Raw genomic sequence first — 15,985 nt, 5'->3', positions numbered from 1 at the left:
TAAGGGGAAATTTCGTAAATGGCAGAGGAACGGAATCGGTCGGTTTACATTTTGCTCACGAATACGGGGACGCTGTTCACCAAGATGATCAAAGGCTACACCCGGGCACCCTATAATCATGCGTCGATTTCCTTTAACCGGGAACTGTCGGAGCTTTACAGTTTCGGGAGAAAGAACCCGAACAATCCGCTGAACGGCGGGTTCGTCAAAGAAGATATCAGAACGGGCACCTTCAGCAAATATCCGAACACGACCTGTGTCATCTATGAGCTTAAAGTATCGGACCGGGAAGTCGAGAAAATGAAGCGGGTGCTGCAACTTTTCATCCGGAAGCGGCAAAAGTATTTATACAATATTCTCGGAGTCATCGGCATTGCGCTTCAAGAGCCCGTCGAATTCAGCAATTCTTATTTTTGCTCGCAGTTTGTCGCGGAAATTTTGGAACGGTCGGGGATCAAGCTCTGGAATAAGCTGCCCGCCCTGGTAACACCGGATGATTTCCGGCAGAGCGATTCCCTTCAATTGATCTATGAGGGGAAATTAAGCGAATATGATCCGCAAGCCCTTTGACAAATCCCCAGTAAATCACTTATATTAAAATTAAATCGAATAGTTCTCCTAAAGGGGAGTAGCTTTTACAACATTGCCGTCATTTCGGAGGTCTTCATCTCCCGGCTATGTTGGCAACGAGGAAGGATAACGTTGTTAGCAAGACCTTTGCCTGTTATTGGTGAAGGTCTTTTCTTGTTTTATGGACCTTTGCCGTTCTAGGCAAAGGTTTTTGTTTTTTTACGGTGCGAACGGGAGGAGGGGATTCCAAATCAAGGGATTGGAGTTAGAGTATTTAAGCATTTAAGCATTTAAGGAAAGATACGAATCAGCTATTTCATTAGATACTTAATAGGGAGAGAGGGAACTGATATATGGATTTGTCGATGTTGTTGGAATACGGCTGGGTACTGCTGCTTCTGGTCGTGCTGGAGGGATTGCTTGCGGCGGATAACGCGCTGGTGCTGGCGATTATGGTCAAGCATCTTCCCGAAGCGGAGCGCAAAAAGGCTCTGTTTTACGGGTTGCTGGGCGCGTTCGTGTTTCGTTTGGCTTCTTTGTTCGTCATCTCGTTTCTGGTGGACGTGTGGCAGATTCAGGCCATCGGCGCGCTGTACTTGTTGTTTATCAGCATCAACCATATCGTAAGGAAATTGGCGTTTAAAAACAGGAAAGACGACAAGGTCGAGGGGGAGAAAAAGCAATCCGGATTCTGGGCCACCGTTCTTAAAGTGGAGCTGGCGGATATCGCGTTTGCGATCGATTCCATTTTGGCGGCCGTGGCGCTGGCCATGACGCTTCCCAACACACAGCTTCCCTCGATCGGCGGCATGGACGGGGGCAAATTCATCGTCGTGTTCTTAGGGGGCTTTATCGGGCTCGTCATCATGCGGTTTGCCGCCAATCTGTTCGTGAAGCTGCTGCACTCCCGGCCGGGCCTCGAAATCGCCGCGTTCGCCATCGTGGGCTGGGTCGGCGTGAAGCTGGCGGTCTTGACGCTGGGGCATGAGGACGTGGGAATCATCTCCCATGAATTCGCTCATTCGACCCTGTGGAAGCTGATCTTCTACATCGTATTGATCGCGATCGGCCTGGCCGGCTGGTTCCTGACGAAGGAACAGACGAAGGAGCGGGTGAAGGAGGAGTCGAAGGAACAGGTGAAGGAGTAAGCAAAGGAACACACCAAGGAAACAGACCGAGGAACATACCGTGGAACAGTCGAAGGAGCAGGTGAAGGAGGAGTCTGCGGCGGTGTGACCGGTCATAGAGGAAAGGAGGACTTTTTGGCGGAAAGCTAACCACTCAGCAGCACCTAGTCCCCCATCAGAAAACCGGGATAACTTAGAATTCCTGCATAAGTGCATGTTTTTTCTCTGTTTGGAACAAAGATTTCAAAATTCCTGCGATTCTGCAGGAATTTTCGACGAAATCGGCTCGTTTCTCAAAAATCGCCGGAAATACCTGTAGATTTGCATCTTTTTTCGAATTCCTGCGGGAACCGGCCTGAAATACCTGCAGATTTGCATCTTTTTGGAGTTGGAGGGTCGGAAAGTGCGCCAGGCCCCTTGATCTTCGTGGGTTAAATACGATATTTCCCTTACTACGAAAAACTCCCCATACAGCCACAGGGTTTTAATTCACCTGCCTACTGTATGGGGAGTATAACATTTCAAAGTTACTTTCTTTTGTTGCTGAGAAGTGCTATGGCTAGGCTACACAGTGCAATAGAGCCCCCTTTGGAGCCAGCAGCTTCTCTAGCCGCCCGCCGAATAACGGCCTTTAGGGCCGGTATTTCGCCTCGAGTTGGCTCCGCAGGCACTGGTGTTGCATTAAACCTGACGTGGTGTTGCCGATCCCGCCATCTCACTTGCCGCCCGTTATAATAGCGGCGTTTTGGGCTGCTATTTCGCCCAAATTCGCTTTTTCGGGGAAAATAGCGGCTAAAAAGGGCCTTATTTCTCTGGAGCGAGTCCAAAAATCGGTTTTCGGCCCGCTTTCCTTAAAATAAGGCCCCAAAGGACCGCTATTTCTCACAGAAGGGACGAATTCGACAAAATAACGCCTCAAAAAGCCCTTATCCACCCGCCCAGCTTCAAAGAGAGGCGGTTACTTATCCTTCCATATATCACAGACCATGGATATTATACTGAACAAACTTAGAATGAGTTATGTTTTTTGCACAAGAAAACCCCGTCACCAGGACGCGGGTTTCTTTTTTTGGAAAGGGTCTTTTCCGGATCACGGGATTATGATACGATCGAACCAGACTTATTAAACTAGTTTAATAAGTCTCAACTTATACAGTCGTAAAACGGGAGGTTGGATGTTGTGAAGGATATGCCCGCCACCCCCAAAGAGATGAAAAAGGTGATTCTCGGCGCGATCCGCGGTTCTCTTTTGACGATGGGGAGCGCAACGAAGAAGGAGCTGAGCGGGAAGCTGGGCATCAGTTTTCCGACGATCGGCAAATTTTTGGATGCCATGGAAAAGGAGGGAGAGCTTCTTTTTGTCGGTATCGACGAATCCAGCGGCGGGCGGCGGGCCAAACGGTTTGCCTATAATCCCGAGTATATGCTGGGCCTGGCGGTGATTTTGGAAAAAGAGGATACGTTCTACACCGTCTATAACTGCCAAGGCGAAGTGAAGGATCAGGGGCGGCTCCCGAGCGCATTGACGGAAGATATGTCCGCCTTTGCGGAGCGGGTGGACGACATTTTGAACGCCTATCCGCGAATCCGCTCGATGTCGGTCGGCGTGCCGGGCTCGGTCAACAACGGCCGGATTATTTACATGCCGGACTATGACCGGCTCCAGCAGTTCGAACTGAAGGCGTATCTGGAGTCCCGCTTCGCGCTGCCCGCGGTGGTGGAGAACGACATGAACGCCGCGGCCTTGGGCTATCACAGCAAACTTAGCGGGGACGGCCGGGAGAGTCCGGTGTCGCTCGTTTATATTTACTTCGGCCAAAACGGCCCCGGCGCGGGGATTCTCATCAATGGAGAAGTGGTGCGGGGGAGCACGTTTTTTTCCGGCGAAGTTTCCTTCATCCCTCAATACGAGGATCTGAACTTCGAACAGGCTCTGCGCCAGGCCAAAGGGCCGGACCGCTCCAGACTGGGGGAATCCGGCGTGGATGCGGTGGGACGGCTGATCGCCACCTGCGCGGCGATCGTGAATCCGCATGCCGTTGTGTTTTGCGATAACGAGGTCGACGAGGCCCTGCTTACAAAAATCGAGGCCCGCAGCGCAGGCTATATTCCCGAAGAACATCTCCCCAGCCTGGTAATGAGTGAATGGAAGCGGGACTATTTGAACGGACTGCAGCATTTGGGGCTGAGCTTGATGATTTCGACGGTGGGCATCGATGAATCCTTAGGATAGGAGTATAGGAGAATAACTATGGCTACGTTTTTCTTGATTATTATTTATTTGGCATTTATCAGCCTGGGGCTGCCGGACTCTTTGTTGGGGGCCGCCTGGCCGGTCATGCGGCCGGATTTCGGCGCCCCGTTGGATACGGCGGGAATGCTGTTCATGATTGTCGCGGCGGGGACGATCGTGTCCAGTCTGGCGAGCGGGGCGGTGCTGAAGCGGTTCGGCACCGGACAGGTGACGCTGGTCAGTTGCATCATGACGGCCGGGGCTTTGCTCGGATTCTCGCTCGCCCCGTCGCTGTTCTGGGTGATTCTCTGCACGATTCCGTTGGGTCTCGGCGCGGGTTCCGTGGACGCCGGGCTCAACAATTATGTGGCGGCCCACTACAAGGCGCACCATATGAGCTGGCTCCACTGCTTTTGGGGCGTTGGCGCCACGCTGGGGCCGATCATTATGGCGGGGTACATCTCCGGCGGAACCTCGACCTGGAGAGACGGTTATTTGACGGTATCCCTCATTCAGTTTGCGTTGGTCGTCATCCTGCTTTTAACGCTGCCCCTGTGGGACCGCGTGGCCCGGAGCGGCGGAGGGCCCTCGGCTGAACAGCCGGAGGAGGCGGAAAGCGCGCCGCTGGAGGCGGACGGGGACGGAAAGGCCGCGAGGCCTCTCCGCATCGGCGGTGTCAAGCTGGCGCTGGTGTCCTTCTTGTTCTATTGCGGCGTTGAAGCGACGGTAGGGTTGTGGGGGAGCAGCTATTTGGTCAACGAAAAGGGATTGTCCGCTTCCCTCGCCGCCCAGTGGGTGTCCATTTACTACGCGGGCATCACGATCGGCCGGTTTATTACCGGCTTCATCACGTTCAAGGTGAGCAACCGGACCTTGATCCGGGGAGGCCAGGCGATTGCCTTGGCGGGAGCCGTGCTGCTCGTTCTGCCTCTGCCGGCGGGCGCTTCCCTGGCGGGCTTTCTGATTATCGGCCTGGGGCTCGCGCCGATTTACCCCTGCATGCTGCACGAAACCCCGGTACGGTTCGGGAAAAAACACGCCCAAACCATCATGGGCTATCAAATGGCCGTGGCTTACACGGGCAGTACGTTTATGCCGCCGCTGCTCGGTTTCGTGGCTTCCCGGACGACGATGGGCATGTTTCCGTTTTATGTCGCGCTTTCCGCGCTGGCGATGCTGTTGTTTTCGGAACGGCTGAACGCCTTTTTGAAGAAACGTAATGAACTAAAGGGGCCTCCCGCATCCACATTACATGGAAAAGAGGTATGACGATGTTCAGAGCGACAGAGGACCAGGAATACTATGAACTTTTAAGCCCTACGCTGCTTCCGAAGGCTTCGGGGTTTCTGTGGAATGAGAACATGATGATTCATATGAACTGCCGCGGTTATGCGGTGGCCCAGTTCATGCAGCCGGAGCCGGCGAAATATTCCCACGCGCCGAATCTGGAAGCGAAGACGTTCATGCAGCCCGAACAGCCGTATTACGCGCATCATCCGGGCCGTTTTGTTTACGTGAAGGATGAGGAGACCGGGGAAGTGTTTTCCGCGCCTTATGAGCCCGTACGGTGCCCGGCGGACCGGTATGTCTTTGCCGTGGGAAAGAGCCGGATCAAGTGGACGGTGGTCTGTAAGGACGTGGAGATTGAAATGAGCCTGAGTCTGCCGAAAGAAGAGCCGATTGAGCTATGGCGTCTCAAAGTAAACAACCTGTCGGGTCGGCGGCGCAAGCTGAGCGTTTATCCTTACTTTACCGTCGGTTATATGTCCTGGATGAACCGGTCGGGGGAATACCGGGAGGATTTGCAGGCCATCGTCTGCTCCTCCGTCACGCCCTATCAGAAGTATCAGGATTACGATAAAATCAAAAACTTCCGGGATAAAACCTTCCTGCTTGCGGATCGGGCGCCCGTCTCCTGGGAAGTGAATCAGGAGGCCTTCGAGGGGGAAGGCGGTATCGTCATGCCGTCGATGATCCTGGAAGAGGAACTGTCCAAGGGAGACGCGCGGTACGAAACCCCGGCCGCCGTGCTGCAATACCGGCTCGAGCTCGCGGCCGGGGAGGAGGAGGCCTACCGGTTTATGTTCGGCCCCGCGAAGGACGAGGAGGAAATCGCCCGCATCCGCGGCGGTTATTTCCTGAATGCGGACGAATGCGGCGCGGACGGCTTTATTGCGGCCGAGTGGGAGTATGACCAGTACATCCGGGAAGGGCGGGGCTGCATCGAAATCAGCACGCCGGATCCCGATCTGGACAACTTCGTGAACCACTGGCTCCCGCGGCAAATCTACTATCACGGGCAGACGAACCGGTTAACGACCGACCCGCAAACCCGGAACTACCTTCAGGATCATATGGGCATGAGCTATATTAAACCGAAAATGGCGCGGGAGGCTTTTTTGACGGCCATGAGTCAGCAAAAAGCGAGCGGTGCGATGCCTGACGGGATTATTTTGCACGCGGACGCCGAACTCAAATATATTAACCAGGTTCCCCACACGGATCACTGCGTCTGGCTGCCGATTTGCCTGAGCACTTACCTGGATGAAACGGGCGATGCCTCGATCCTCGATGAAGTGGTGCCTTATGCGGACGGCGGGGAGGCCGAGCCGGTTCACCGGCATGTCGACCGGGCGATGTGCTGGCTGATGAACGACCGCGATGAACGGGGGCTGAACTATATCAACCAGGGCGACTGGTGCGACCCGATGAATATGGTCGGGTACAAAGGCAAGGGCGTTTCGGGTTGGTTGACCATCGCCACGGCGTACGCTTTTAAGGTATGGGCCGACATTTGCGAGCGCAGCGGACGGGCGGACCAGGCCGGGGAATACCGGACCGCGGCCGAAGCGACCAACGAGACCGTCAATCGATATCTGTGGGACGGCGAGTGGTACGCCCGGGGCATTACCGATGACAATGTGGTGTTCGGCATCCGCACGGACCAAGAGGGGCGGATTTTCATCAATCCGCAGGGCTGGTCGCTGCTGAGCGGCGCCGCGGACGCGGATAAGCGCGAGAAGCTGCTGCGGGCTGTGCGGGAGCAGCTGGAGACGCCGTACGGCGTGGAAAAGCTGGCGCCCTCCTATACGGCCATGCGCGAAGATGTGGGCCGGGTGACGCAGAAGCACCCGGGCTCCGCAGAGAACGGCGCGGTCTACAACCATGCCGTCGCTTTTTATATCTACGCGCTCTATAGCGTGGGCGAGAAGGACAACGCCTACCGGCTGCTGCGGAAGATGCTGCCCGGGCCGGATCCGCAGGACGTGATTCAGCGCGGACAGCTGCCGATCTTCATCCCGAACTACTACCGGGGCGCTTACCGGCAATTTCCTCGGACGGCGGGGCGGTCCAGCCATCTGTTCAATACCGGCACGGTGCCTTGGGTGTACCGCTGCCTGATCGACGGCCTGTTCGGCTTGCAGGGGACGGCGGACGGCATTCGGATCCGCCCGCAGCTGCCCGCCGAATGGAGCGAGGCGAAGGTCACGCGCGAATTCCGGGGAGCCCGCCTGCGCATCGAAATGAAGCGGGAAGCCGGGGTACGGGAACCGGAAGTTTACAGCGAGGGCATGAAAGTGGAAGACGGCATCCTGCGGGGATTGCAGCCGGGAACGGAAGTCCGGGTGACCGTCAAGCTGCCGGCGGAAGGATAGACCATTTTGAGTCGGAGCGGATCTATGAGGGCAGGGGCTTGGGTATTTAAAGGGAAAATCTCCCGTTAATCCGGGGCAGTCGGCTCGCGGGCAGCGATTAGCGGGATTTCCTCCCGTTAATTTGAGGGGCAGAGGCCCAATCGCACTCTTCGGACGGAAATAGCGGGAGGAAATCCCGCTAAATGGGCCGATGGAGGAGAAACGCTCAACATTAACGGGAAAAATTCCCGTTAATGTCCCTCCTCGGCCGCACGATGGGCCTTGACCCGCCCGCTCCCTTGGCGCAAATACAAGTTCGGAGTAGCCGAATTCGTCTCCAAGAGGGGATTTGCTCGGCTGAGATAAGATTAGTTGGTTGGAGTAGCTTGCCGGGATTGGGGACTTACGGATGCCGGGGGCGTGCCGACACCGCGCGCAGCGCGTCCGGAAGAAGCCGGCTCTCTTTAAGCACCTTGGCATTTCGGCTCATCAGCGCTTCGTCGCTCACCTTCCAGGTGTGTCCCTTGGAGCGATCCCGGCGAACGGCCAGAAAATACGCGGGGCTCCCCGCGAAGATCCGAAAGCCTTTGGCAAGGCTGTCCGCGCAAAATTGGACGCATTCTCCCCGGTTTAAGCGGGGAAAGGCCACCCGGCCGAACACGCTTCGCTTGACGAGAAGGGTCGCGCCCTGGACAAGGGGAACCTGCTGATTGGCCTTGTTCGGGTAACGCAGAAGCAGCCGCCTTTTTCCGCTCAGGTACATGTAATGCGCTCTTTTGCCCACGATATCGGCCTTGGTGTTTATCATGGTACGGACGCTGTCGGCCAAATATCCGGGCGCGTAATAATCGTCGTCGTCAAATTTGGCGATCAGGCCATAGCCGGCAAGGCTGACGCCATAATTCAAGCAGACGCCGAGCGGAAGGCGCTCCGGTTTGCGGTAGACCCTCACGTTTTTGTGGGCCTTCGCGGCCTCTATATAACGGTCGATTCGGAGCTTGTCGTTGTTTAAGATGACGATAAGCTCCTTTTTGGCGTATTTTTGCCGGGCATAGTTTGCAAAAAGGTTCTTCAGGCACTCCGGGCGTTTGGTGCAGGTGATGATCGATACGGCGTTCCGGCGGTAGGTCAGGGGTAATTTCGCTTTATTCACGGCCGTCTCCCCTTCGGCGGCTTTTGTACATATTTCTTGTAATCGCGGACGTGCGGAATTTTTCGATGATGGGCGAGCAGTTCTTTATCGCTGATGATCCAGGTATGGTTGGCCGAGTTCTTCCGGCGGATCGCGACGAAATTGTATCTCCCGGCCGAGTAGACTTTGAAGCCGCGTTTTTTGCTGCGCAGGCAAAAAAGGTCGTCCTCGCCGACACTCCGATCGGGAAAAGGCACCTTGTTCAAAACGTCCTTTTTGATAAGCAGCGTAGCTCCGGGAAGCCGGGTTACGGGGCGGTTCTCGTCCTGCGGAAAGCGCAGCAGGAGCGTTCGGGAACCGCGCAAATACATGTAGTGGGCCCGCTTGCCGATGACATCCGCCTTGGTTCTGTGCAAAGCCTGCAGGCTTTCCGTCAGATAAAAGGGGGCGTAGTAATCGTCATCGTCGAACTTGGCGATATAGCGGAATTTGGCCTTTTTGACGGCAAAGTTCAGACAGGCGCCGAGCGTAGAGTGCTCCGGCAAGCGGAACACGGATATATTCCGGTGCTTGCGGGCCAATTTCTCATAGGGCGCAAGCGGGATGTTATTTTTATTGATGATGATGATCAGCTCTTTGGAAGGATAGGACTGCCGCAGATAGTTTTTGATCAGGTTATTCATGTAGCTCCGCCGATTGGTGCAGGTAATTACAGAAACCCCTTGGGTTTTCGCGGATTTCGTGGTGCTGGTTTTACCGGTTCCCATAGCATCGCACCCTTTCTCTATGATCGTCGAATCTCTTGTCTTGTTACCATATGTGAGGGACATGCGAGAGGAACGGCATCCCCACAGACGATTGTGGAAATGAGGCGAATACTATTGTTATATACACATACTTTATAGTATTTTATAAGTGCACTAGCTGGTATTTTGTATAGGAGGGATTTCGATGTATGAGCTGCTTTGGTTGGTCCCCGTGTTTCTGCTTGCTCTCTCGGTGTTCACCCGGCTTCGGGTCCATCGGGCGGAGCGCCTTTTTCCTCCCGGGGGGAAGTTTGTCAGTGTGAACGGTGTGAAGCTTCACTACTTGGAGCGTGGGGAAGAAGGAGGCCAACCGGTCGTTTTTCTGCACGGCGGCGTGCTCCGGGCTAACGATTTCGACCGGGTCCTGACGCGGGCGGCGGCCAAAGGGTACCGGGCATTGGCCTTCGACCGCCCGGGGTACGGCTACAGCGAGAGGGGCAAGAAAAAACGGATAACCCCTGCCGATCAAGCGGCCCTGATCCATCAGGCGTTGAAAGCCCTCGGAATCGGAAAGCCCGTATTGGTCGGCCATTCTTGGAGCGGTCTGCTGGTGCTTGCTTATGCCTATATGTATCCTGAGGATACCGGAGGGCTGGTAATTCTGGGCGGAGGCATGTATAAGGAAGGCTATCCGGCCGAAAAGGGCGACCCGATTTCCGCCGCGGTTACTTTGCCGGTGGCGGGCAAGCTGGTGATGTACCTGCTGCTGGCCACCGTAGGCCGGGTGCTGGCCAACCGGGTGATCGCGTCCACATTTGCTCCCGAACCGGTTCCCGCGGGGTACCGCGAGGAAACGCTCGCTCTCTGGCTGCGGCCTTCGCAGTTTTTGGCCAATCGGGAGGACGTATTGGCGTTTGCCCCCGCAGCGGAACAAATGAGCGGGAACTACGCCCGGATCTCAACTCCGGCCGTGCTTGTCGTGGGCGGAAGAGATCCGTTTTCGACCCGGGATCACAGCTACAGACTATATCGGGATTTGCCCCATGCCCGATTGGTCGAGCTCTCGGAAGCGGCGCATATGATTCCCCATCACCATCCGGGCGCTGTGATGGAGGCGGTAGAACAGTTGCTGTCCATCTCCCGGTAGTATTGGAACGGGGGATTGTTCATGATTTGTTCAAGTTTGACTGCTAAGCTTCTTGTATTCGAGGAATATGGAGGAGGAAGCGGTTCATGACTTGGGCGGAGTGGGGATTATTTGCGGCGAGTGTCGGAGGAATTGGGGTTCTTTGGAGATTCGCGCGAATGCGGGGGAAGGGAAAGCGGGTGTCGGCCGGGATCATCGGCGTATCGGTTATGCTGGGGCTTCTCATCGTCCATGGGGGAGTGGACGGTCTGAAATGGAAATGGGCGCCGCTTTATGTTTTGCTGCTGGTCCTCGTTTGCGGCCTAAGTTTTGGAGTTTACCGCAGCGGGGAGCCCGAGCCGCAAAAAAAGCGGGAACGCGCCGGGCTGCGGACGGTGCTGGGGATCGCGGGCCTGGGGTATGCCGGGTTAAGCATTTACGTCGGCGCTTCCTTGCTGCCCGCCATTTCATTGGATCCCCTAGGAGGACTTTACGCGGTCGGTACTACCTCGTTCCAATGGATAGATGCTTCCCGGGAGGAGACGTATACCGCGGAAAGGGACGATCATCGGGAGATCCAGGTCCGGCTTTGGTATCCGGCTCAAGTTTCGCAGGGCGCGGCCAAAGCCGACTATGGTTTCTTATCCGTTCCCGGGGGCCAGCCGAAGGAGGCGCCTTTTCTGTTGAACATTATCGCCCAATCCAACCGGAACGCGAAGGCCCAAGCCTTCCCGGACGCGCCCCTCTCTCCGAGGGAAGAGGTCTACCCGGTCGTGGTGTTTGCGCCGGGGTACGGGGGATCGAATTTTATGTACGCCGCCTTTGCGGAGGAGTTGGCCAGCCGGGGGTACATCGTAGCCGGCGTTCAACATCCTTATTTTACGCTGTTTCCGACGCGTCTTTCCGACGGCCGGGTTGCCGGAGGAATGTTCGATGCCGGGGCCGCGGCGGATTGGACTCAATCCGAAAAGCTGATCCAAGGCATATTGGTAAAGGATGTGCGGTTCGCCATAGACCGGTTGGAACGGCTGAATCAGGGTGCCGATGAAGTCGGCGGGCCGGACGGGGCCCCCTCTTTTGCCAACCGAATGGATTTTTCCCGGCTCGGCATGATGGGGCATTCCTTTGGCGGCACCGTGGCGGCCCAGACGATGGATGCAGACCCGAGAATCCGGGCGGGGATCAACATGGACGGTTTTCTTTACGGAAAAAAACTGCACGACGGCCTGGACCGGCCCTTTATGTATATGTTTACCGGGCTGACGGACCGGTTTGAGAACATGGGCCTGACGGAAGCCGAATGGGGCGGCAAACAGACCTTTGCGATTCCCTCTGCGGAGGAGTACGCCGTCATGGCCCGCGAGCAGGCGGAACGGCATCGTTTGCTGCTGCAAAACGGCGGTTATAACGTGCTTTTCCCCAAAGCCGAACATTTTGATTTTTCCGATGCGGCCCTCTATTCTCCACTTCTGGGCAGCGGGAATACCCGGGAGCTCCATGACACGGTGAATGAGCTGGCGCTCGCTTTCTTTGAGCAGCATTTGAATGGGCGAGAGAGCGCGCTTCTCCAGAAGACAAACACCGAGATGTACTCGCTTGAGGTGGTCGATTTCAAAAAATAGGGACGGCCCGGTTACCCGGCTTCCGCTATAATGAACTTACTAGTTTATTGATGATGGGAGGGGCGGCCATGAATAAAACGGACCGGATGCTCGCGATTCTGATGGAGCTGCAGAGAAGAGAGGTTACGCGCGCCGAGGACCTGGCGGCTATTTTCGAGACCAGCGTGCGGACGATCTACCGGGACATTCAGGCCCTGAGCGAAGCGGGGGTGCCGCTGGTCGGGGCTCCGGGTCGGGGATATTCCTTGATGGAGGGCTATTTTCTCCCTCCGGTCAGTTTTACGGCGGAAGAAGCTGTGACGCTGCTGCTCGGAACGGATTTGGTCCAGCGGATCTTTGACGCCGAATACGGGACGAAGGCGGAGATGTCGCGCCGGAAGATCGAGGCGATTTTGCCGGAACGGGTGCGAAACGAAGCGGCCCGGGTCGGCAATACGATCAAGCTGCTGCAGCTCAGGGCGCATGCGGGGATTCATCCCGAAAAGGCCTATGTGGAGGTGCTGCGCGGGGCCGTTTTGGAGGAACGAAAGGTTCGATTCGGCTACTCGAAAAAAATCCCGGGCCCCGACGGAGAACGGCAAAGTGTGCGGACGGTCTTGCCGTATGGTCTTGTTTTTGTCCAAGGGGCCTGGACGTTGGTCGCTTACTGTGAGCTGCGGCGGGAAATCCGCCATTTCCGGGTTTCCCGGATGAGCGGGCTAACCGTGCTGCCGGACTTTTTTCAGAAGCCTTCCGATTTTAATCTGCAGGTCTACGCTCCGCCCGACGACCGGAATTTACGGATCGAAATCCGGGTGAATCCCGAGGCGGCCGACAGGGTGAGGGAGTTCCGGAATTTTTACTGGGAAGCGGAAGAGGAACGGCCGGAGGGTCTTTACGTGACCTTCCGGGTCCGCCAACCCGAAGAAATGCTGCATTGGCTGCTTGGCTTTGGAGCCGATATCGTCGTGCTGGAACCGGAATCCCTGCGGAAGCGGATGCGCGAGGAGGCCGAAAATCTGTTTAAACGCTACTGACATACTGCTGTCAGTAGCGTTTTTGTATAGTGGGACTATCTCAATAAAAGGAGCTGCTTTCCCCATGAACTTGAATAGAAAACCCACAAAAGAAATCCTGCCGCGTTTTGAAGCCTTGGTCGACGATTATATTCGTGAACTGGACGGTTTGACGATGGAGCAATTGCATCAAAAGCCGGGGGATGGCGGGTGGTCAATCGGGCAGATGTATCAGCATTTGATTCAATCGGCGCTCTATATGCAATTGGCCAATGCCGCAAAATGTCTGCAGGATTCTTCGGACCCCGCCCTGGCACCCGCCGGCAAAACGGAAGCGGGAAACGCGGTGTACGCACAAGGCGAGTTCCCGCCGATCCGCATCCAAGTGCCGCCGTCCCCGCAGTATACCCCGGCGGAGCCGGAGAGCAAGGAGGCTTTGATTCAGGGCCTGAAGCGGGTGGTCGCCCGCATGGAGGAATTGGAGCCGACGCTCGCGAACGCATCCTTGCGGCTGGGAATCGCGCATCCCCGGTTTGGCGTCTTGAACGCCGAGGAGTGGTTTCTCCTTGTCCCTATGCATTACCGGCACCATCTACGGCAGTTGGACCGCTTAAAGCAGGAGATGGCCTTCCATGCTTAGGATCGAGCCGGAAGAGAACTGCCGCTACTGGATCGGAGTTGTTTCCGCCGCTCACGTCAAAATAGGCGTTGAAGGCGGCTTCGCCCAGCTCTGTCACGGCAAGGCCGCCCCGCTGCGCCGCATGCGTCCCGGCGACTGGCTGATTTATTACTCGCCGCGGACGGAGTTGGGGAAGGGGGAGAAGCTGCAGGCGTTCACCGCCATAGGGCGAGTGGTTGGCGACCGGGTATACGAATATCCGATGTCGGATTCGTTCGTTCCCTTCCGGCGTGATATTCATTATTATCCTTGCCGGGAGGTGCCGATTTCGGGGCTGCTGCACCGGTTAAGTTTTACGGCCGGAAACCCGCGTTGGGGGTATGCGCTCCGTTTCGGTCATCTCGAAATTGAAGCCGCGGACTTTCGGGCGATTGCAAGCTTGATGCTGGAGGATGAAGTCATCGCCGAACCGGGATATGCCGCGGCGGAGGAAAGATATCGTTCTGACTGGGGGCAGCTAACCTAAACCGGTTTGGCCGTCCGCCGGGAGTAATACAATCCGGCTAGCAGGATCAGGGCGTAGGCCCACATCAGCCAGACAAAAAAGAGATGGAAATTCGCGTCGGAGATGCCGGGAAACACGAAACGGTGGAACGAGAGCGTCAGCAAATCGAGCAGCATTCCCGGTACGGCGACCAGCAGGGCGGCCTTGGGCCGGTCCTGGGGAGCCGTGCCCCGGAACCGGAAAAGAGCCAGCATAAGCCAAGGAATGCCGGGTACAATGAGGCCAAAAGACAACCAAATCAGGATCGTACCGGGCTGAATGAGTTCGCCTCCCCAGTACCGGAACAGGAGCGTGGCGGCCAGCCACAGCAGAAACCCGCAAAAAGGATAGAAGCGCATTAAGCCTACCTCCTACTCGTTCGTTTTGTTTTTATCGGAAGCTTCGGGGAATATGGCGAGGAGAACTTGAGACAGCTCGCCATATACCTCCCGAGCCGGAAACTGCGGATCGACCAAGGCTTGGAGCGCCAAACCGTCGATCAGCGCATTGATCATGACCGCCCTGTACTCCAGGGATTTGCCCGGGAGGCCGGATGCCGGCAGAAGCAGCTCCAGCAATGCGGCGACATGGGCGTTCTCGGCTTGAAGAAGTTCACCCAAGCGCTCCCGCATCGGCGGGTTTTGCAGGCTATGGACAACAAGAGAGTAGAATAAAGTGTGGTACATGGAATCGGGCGTGCAGCGTTGAAGCGCCTCCTCCAAAAGCCGGTCCACCGATTCTTTGGGGTGCTCCTGCTTTAACTGCAGCTGCTTGGTGTTCTCCCAAGAGCGGTCGCAAAGGGATTGAACGACCTCGAACAGCAGCTGTTCTTTCGTTTTAAAGTGATAATACACCGTCCCTTGAGTGACATGAGCCCCTTCGGCGACCGCTTTGAAAGTGAGTTTATCCAGCCCTTTTTCCTGAATGACCCGTTCGGCGGAAAGAATAAGGTCCTGTTTTGTGACCATATTGGGTCTGGCCAAGGTTCGAATGCCTCCTTTTTTTTAAGTTATACAGATAACTAACTCTTTGATTATAAGTTTAGCACAATTTTCCGGGAACATAAAGATACGTTATCGCTATATAGGGTGAACTATAGAATTGGTGTTGGGGAAGGATGTGAAATGGTTTCGGAGATACGTCACCGACATCCACAATTGTAGATATATCGGAGTTTACATCATTAACGGGAAAATTTCCCGTTAATGTACCGATCTTGGCGATTCTATCGGATTTAGCTGGAAGAACTCCATCTATTTCGCGGCCTTATTGCCAATATACAAAATTTCGGGCGAATTAGCGGGAGGTTCTCCAGCTAATTCGCCTCTCCAGGAGCATATGCACCAAATTAACGGGAGGAATTCCTTTTAATTCAATGAGCTGCCGGTGAAGAATGTGAAAAGAATGCTCTCCACCGCTGCCCATACCCCCATGAGACATCCGAATCCGTATTATGCCCACTGCGATCAAGGTGCCCTGGTGTGCCTCCAACTCCAAAAGATGCAAATAAAGTTAATTTCATAATTAAATTGTCGCCATAGGCAAGATGACACCAAAAACAAAATCGTCAATTTTAAAAAATCAGATAGTCTTTACAGTCGTTCGAAGAGAACGGTTCAACCGGTCTATCGCAAGC

14 protein-coding genes are annotated in these 15,985 nt (G+C 55.6%); 10 read left to right on the top strand and 4 right to left on the bottom strand.

What is annotated here, in order from left to right; translation table 11 throughout:
• Positions 1-18 precede the first annotated feature (18 nt).
• The 5 genes from LBW89_RS08725 to LBW89_RS08705 all read left to right on the top strand — a co-directional run bounded on the left by LBW89_RS08725 (position 19) and on the right by LBW89_RS08705 (position 7,586).
• Entirely contained in the window at positions 19-570 is a 552-nt protein-coding gene (locus LBW89_RS08725) for a hypothetical protein (protein WP_148453640.1), read from the top strand.
• A gap of 353 nt (positions 571-923) precedes the next feature.
• On the top strand, positions 924-1,718 hold the full coding sequence (locus LBW89_RS08720) for a TerC family protein (protein ID WP_225038980.1): 795 nt from the start codon (positions 924-926) through the stop codon (positions 1,716-1,718).
• Positions 1,719-2,877: 1,159 nt separating this feature from the next.
• Positions 2,878-3,930 (top strand): ROK family protein, encoded by a 1,053-nt coding sequence (locus LBW89_RS08715; RefSeq protein ID WP_412066995.1) that lies wholly within the window; start codon positions 2,878-2,880, stop codon positions 3,928-3,930.
• 18 nt (positions 3,931-3,948) lie between these two features.
• The gene (locus LBW89_RS08710; RefSeq protein ID WP_225038979.1) at positions 3,949-5,199 is read left to right on the top strand and encodes an MFS transporter; all 1,251 of its coding nucleotides are present in this window, start codon (positions 3,949-3,951) and stop codon (positions 5,197-5,199) included.
• A gap of 2 nt (positions 5,200-5,201) precedes the next feature.
• Entirely contained in the window at positions 5,202-7,586 is a 2,385-nt protein-coding gene (locus tag LBW89_RS08705) for a GH36-type glycosyl hydrolase domain-containing protein (protein ID WP_225038978.1), read from the top strand.
• A 382-nt stretch (positions 7,587-7,968) separates the two neighbouring features.
• Here LBW89_RS08705 and LBW89_RS08700 read toward each other — a convergent pair whose 3' ends face one another.
• Together LBW89_RS08700 and LBW89_RS08695 are read right to left on the bottom strand one after the other, a co-directional pair.
• The gene (locus LBW89_RS08700) at positions 7,969-8,718 is read right to left on the bottom strand and encodes a glycosyltransferase family 2 protein (protein ID WP_225038977.1); all 750 of its coding nucleotides are present in this window, start codon (positions 8,716-8,718) and stop codon (positions 7,969-7,971) included.
• Positions 8,715-9,464 carry a glycosyltransferase gene (locus LBW89_RS08695; RefSeq protein WP_225038976.1) on the bottom strand — a complete coding sequence of 250 codons (750 nt, stop codon included), beginning with the start codon at positions 9,462-9,464 and terminating at the stop codon, positions 8,715-8,717. The genes LBW89_RS08700 and LBW89_RS08695 overlap by 4 nt, the downstream gene beginning before the upstream one ends.
• A gap of 184 nt (positions 9,465-9,648) precedes the next feature.
• Between LBW89_RS08695 and LBW89_RS08690 the strand changes: the two genes are divergently transcribed.
• From LBW89_RS08690 to LBW89_RS08670, 5 genes are all read left to right on the top strand, one after another.
• Complete coding sequence (locus LBW89_RS08690) at positions 9,649-10,590, top strand: alpha/beta fold hydrolase (RefSeq protein ID WP_225038975.1); 942 nt, start codon at positions 9,649-9,651, stop codon at positions 10,588-10,590.
• An 86-nt stretch (positions 10,591-10,676) separates the two neighbouring features.
• Positions 10,677-12,191, top strand: a complete 1,515-nt coding sequence (locus LBW89_RS08685) for an alpha/beta hydrolase family protein (protein ID WP_225038974.1) — start codon at positions 10,677-10,679, stop codon at positions 12,189-12,191.
• A 68-nt stretch (positions 12,192-12,259) separates the two neighbouring features.
• Positions 12,260-13,207: a helix-turn-helix transcriptional regulator gene (locus LBW89_RS08680; protein WP_148453626.1), complete on the top strand. Its 948-nt coding sequence runs from the start codon at positions 12,260-12,262 to the stop codon at positions 13,205-13,207.
• Positions 13,208-13,271: 64 nt separating this feature from the next.
• Entirely contained in the window at positions 13,272-13,826 is a 555-nt protein-coding gene (locus tag LBW89_RS08675) for a DinB family protein (RefSeq protein WP_148453624.1), read from the top strand.
• Complete coding sequence (locus LBW89_RS08670; RefSeq protein WP_148453622.1) at positions 13,819-14,331, top strand: EVE domain-containing protein; 513 nt, start codon at positions 13,819-13,821, stop codon at positions 14,329-14,331. Before LBW89_RS08675 ends, LBW89_RS08670 begins: the two co-directional genes overlap by 8 nt.
• On the opposite strand, the gene LBW89_RS08665 is transcribed toward LBW89_RS08670, so the two are convergent.
• Together LBW89_RS08665 and LBW89_RS08660 are read right to left on the bottom strand one after the other, a co-directional pair.
• Complete coding sequence (locus tag LBW89_RS08665) at positions 14,328-14,708, bottom strand: DUF5367 family protein (protein ID WP_148453620.1); 381 nt, start codon at positions 14,706-14,708, stop codon at positions 14,328-14,330. The genes LBW89_RS08670 and LBW89_RS08665 overlap by 4 nt on opposite strands.
• Positions 14,709-14,720: 12 nt before the next feature.
• Positions 14,721-15,332, bottom strand: a complete 612-nt coding sequence (locus LBW89_RS08660; protein ID WP_148453618.1) for a TetR/AcrR family transcriptional regulator — start codon at positions 15,330-15,332, stop codon at positions 14,721-14,723.
• Positions 15,333-15,985: the final 653 nt, after the last annotated feature.

The organism is Paenibacillus sp. alder61 (assembly GCF_020179875.1).
Lineage (GTDB): Bacteria > Bacillota > Bacilli > Paenibacillales > Paenibacillaceae > Fontibacillus > Fontibacillus faecis.
The sequence above is the reverse complement of the archived record's forward strand: the minus strand, read 5'-3'. Positions and strand labels throughout refer to the sequence as shown.

Bases quoted from the DNA above. Each gene is read 5' to 3' on its own strand.
- LBW89_RS08670 (WP_148453622.1), top strand. From the start codon at position 13,819: ATGCTTAGGATCGAGCCGGAAGAGAACTGCCGCTACTGGATCGGAGTT.
- LBW89_RS08705 (WP_225038978.1), top strand. From the start codon at position 5,202: ATGTTCAGAGCGACAGAGGACCAGGAATACTATGAACTTTTAAGCCCT.
- LBW89_RS08675 (WP_148453624.1), top strand. From the start codon at position 13,272: ATGAACTTGAATAGAAAACCCACAAAAGAAATCCTGCCGCGTTTTGAA.
- LBW89_RS08685 (WP_225038974.1), top strand. From the start codon at position 10,677: ATGACTTGGGCGGAGTGGGGATTATTTGCGGCGAGTGTCGGAGGAATT.
- LBW89_RS08680 (WP_148453626.1), top strand. From the start codon at position 12,260: ATGAATAAAACGGACCGGATGCTCGCGATTCTGATGGAGCTGCAGAGA.
- LBW89_RS08720 (WP_225038980.1), top strand. From the start codon at position 924: ATGGATTTGTCGATGTTGTTGGAATACGGCTGGGTACTGCTGCTTCTG.
- LBW89_RS08690 (WP_225038975.1), top strand. From the start codon at position 9,649: ATGTATGAGCTGCTTTGGTTGGTCCCCGTGTTTCTGCTTGCTCTCTCG.
- LBW89_RS08665 (WP_148453620.1), bottom strand. From the start codon at position 14,708: ATGCGCTTCTATCCTTTTTGCGGGTTTCTGCTGTGGCTGGCCGCCACG.
- LBW89_RS08695 (WP_225038976.1), bottom strand. From the start codon at position 9,464: ATGGGAACCGGTAAAACCAGCACCACGAAATCCGCGAAAACCCAAGGG.
- LBW89_RS08725 (WP_148453640.1), top strand. From the start codon at position 19: ATGGCAGAGGAACGGAATCGGTCGGTTTACATTTTGCTCACGAATACG.
- LBW89_RS08710 (WP_225038979.1), top strand. From the start codon at position 3,949: ATGGCTACGTTTTTCTTGATTATTATTTATTTGGCATTTATCAGCCTG.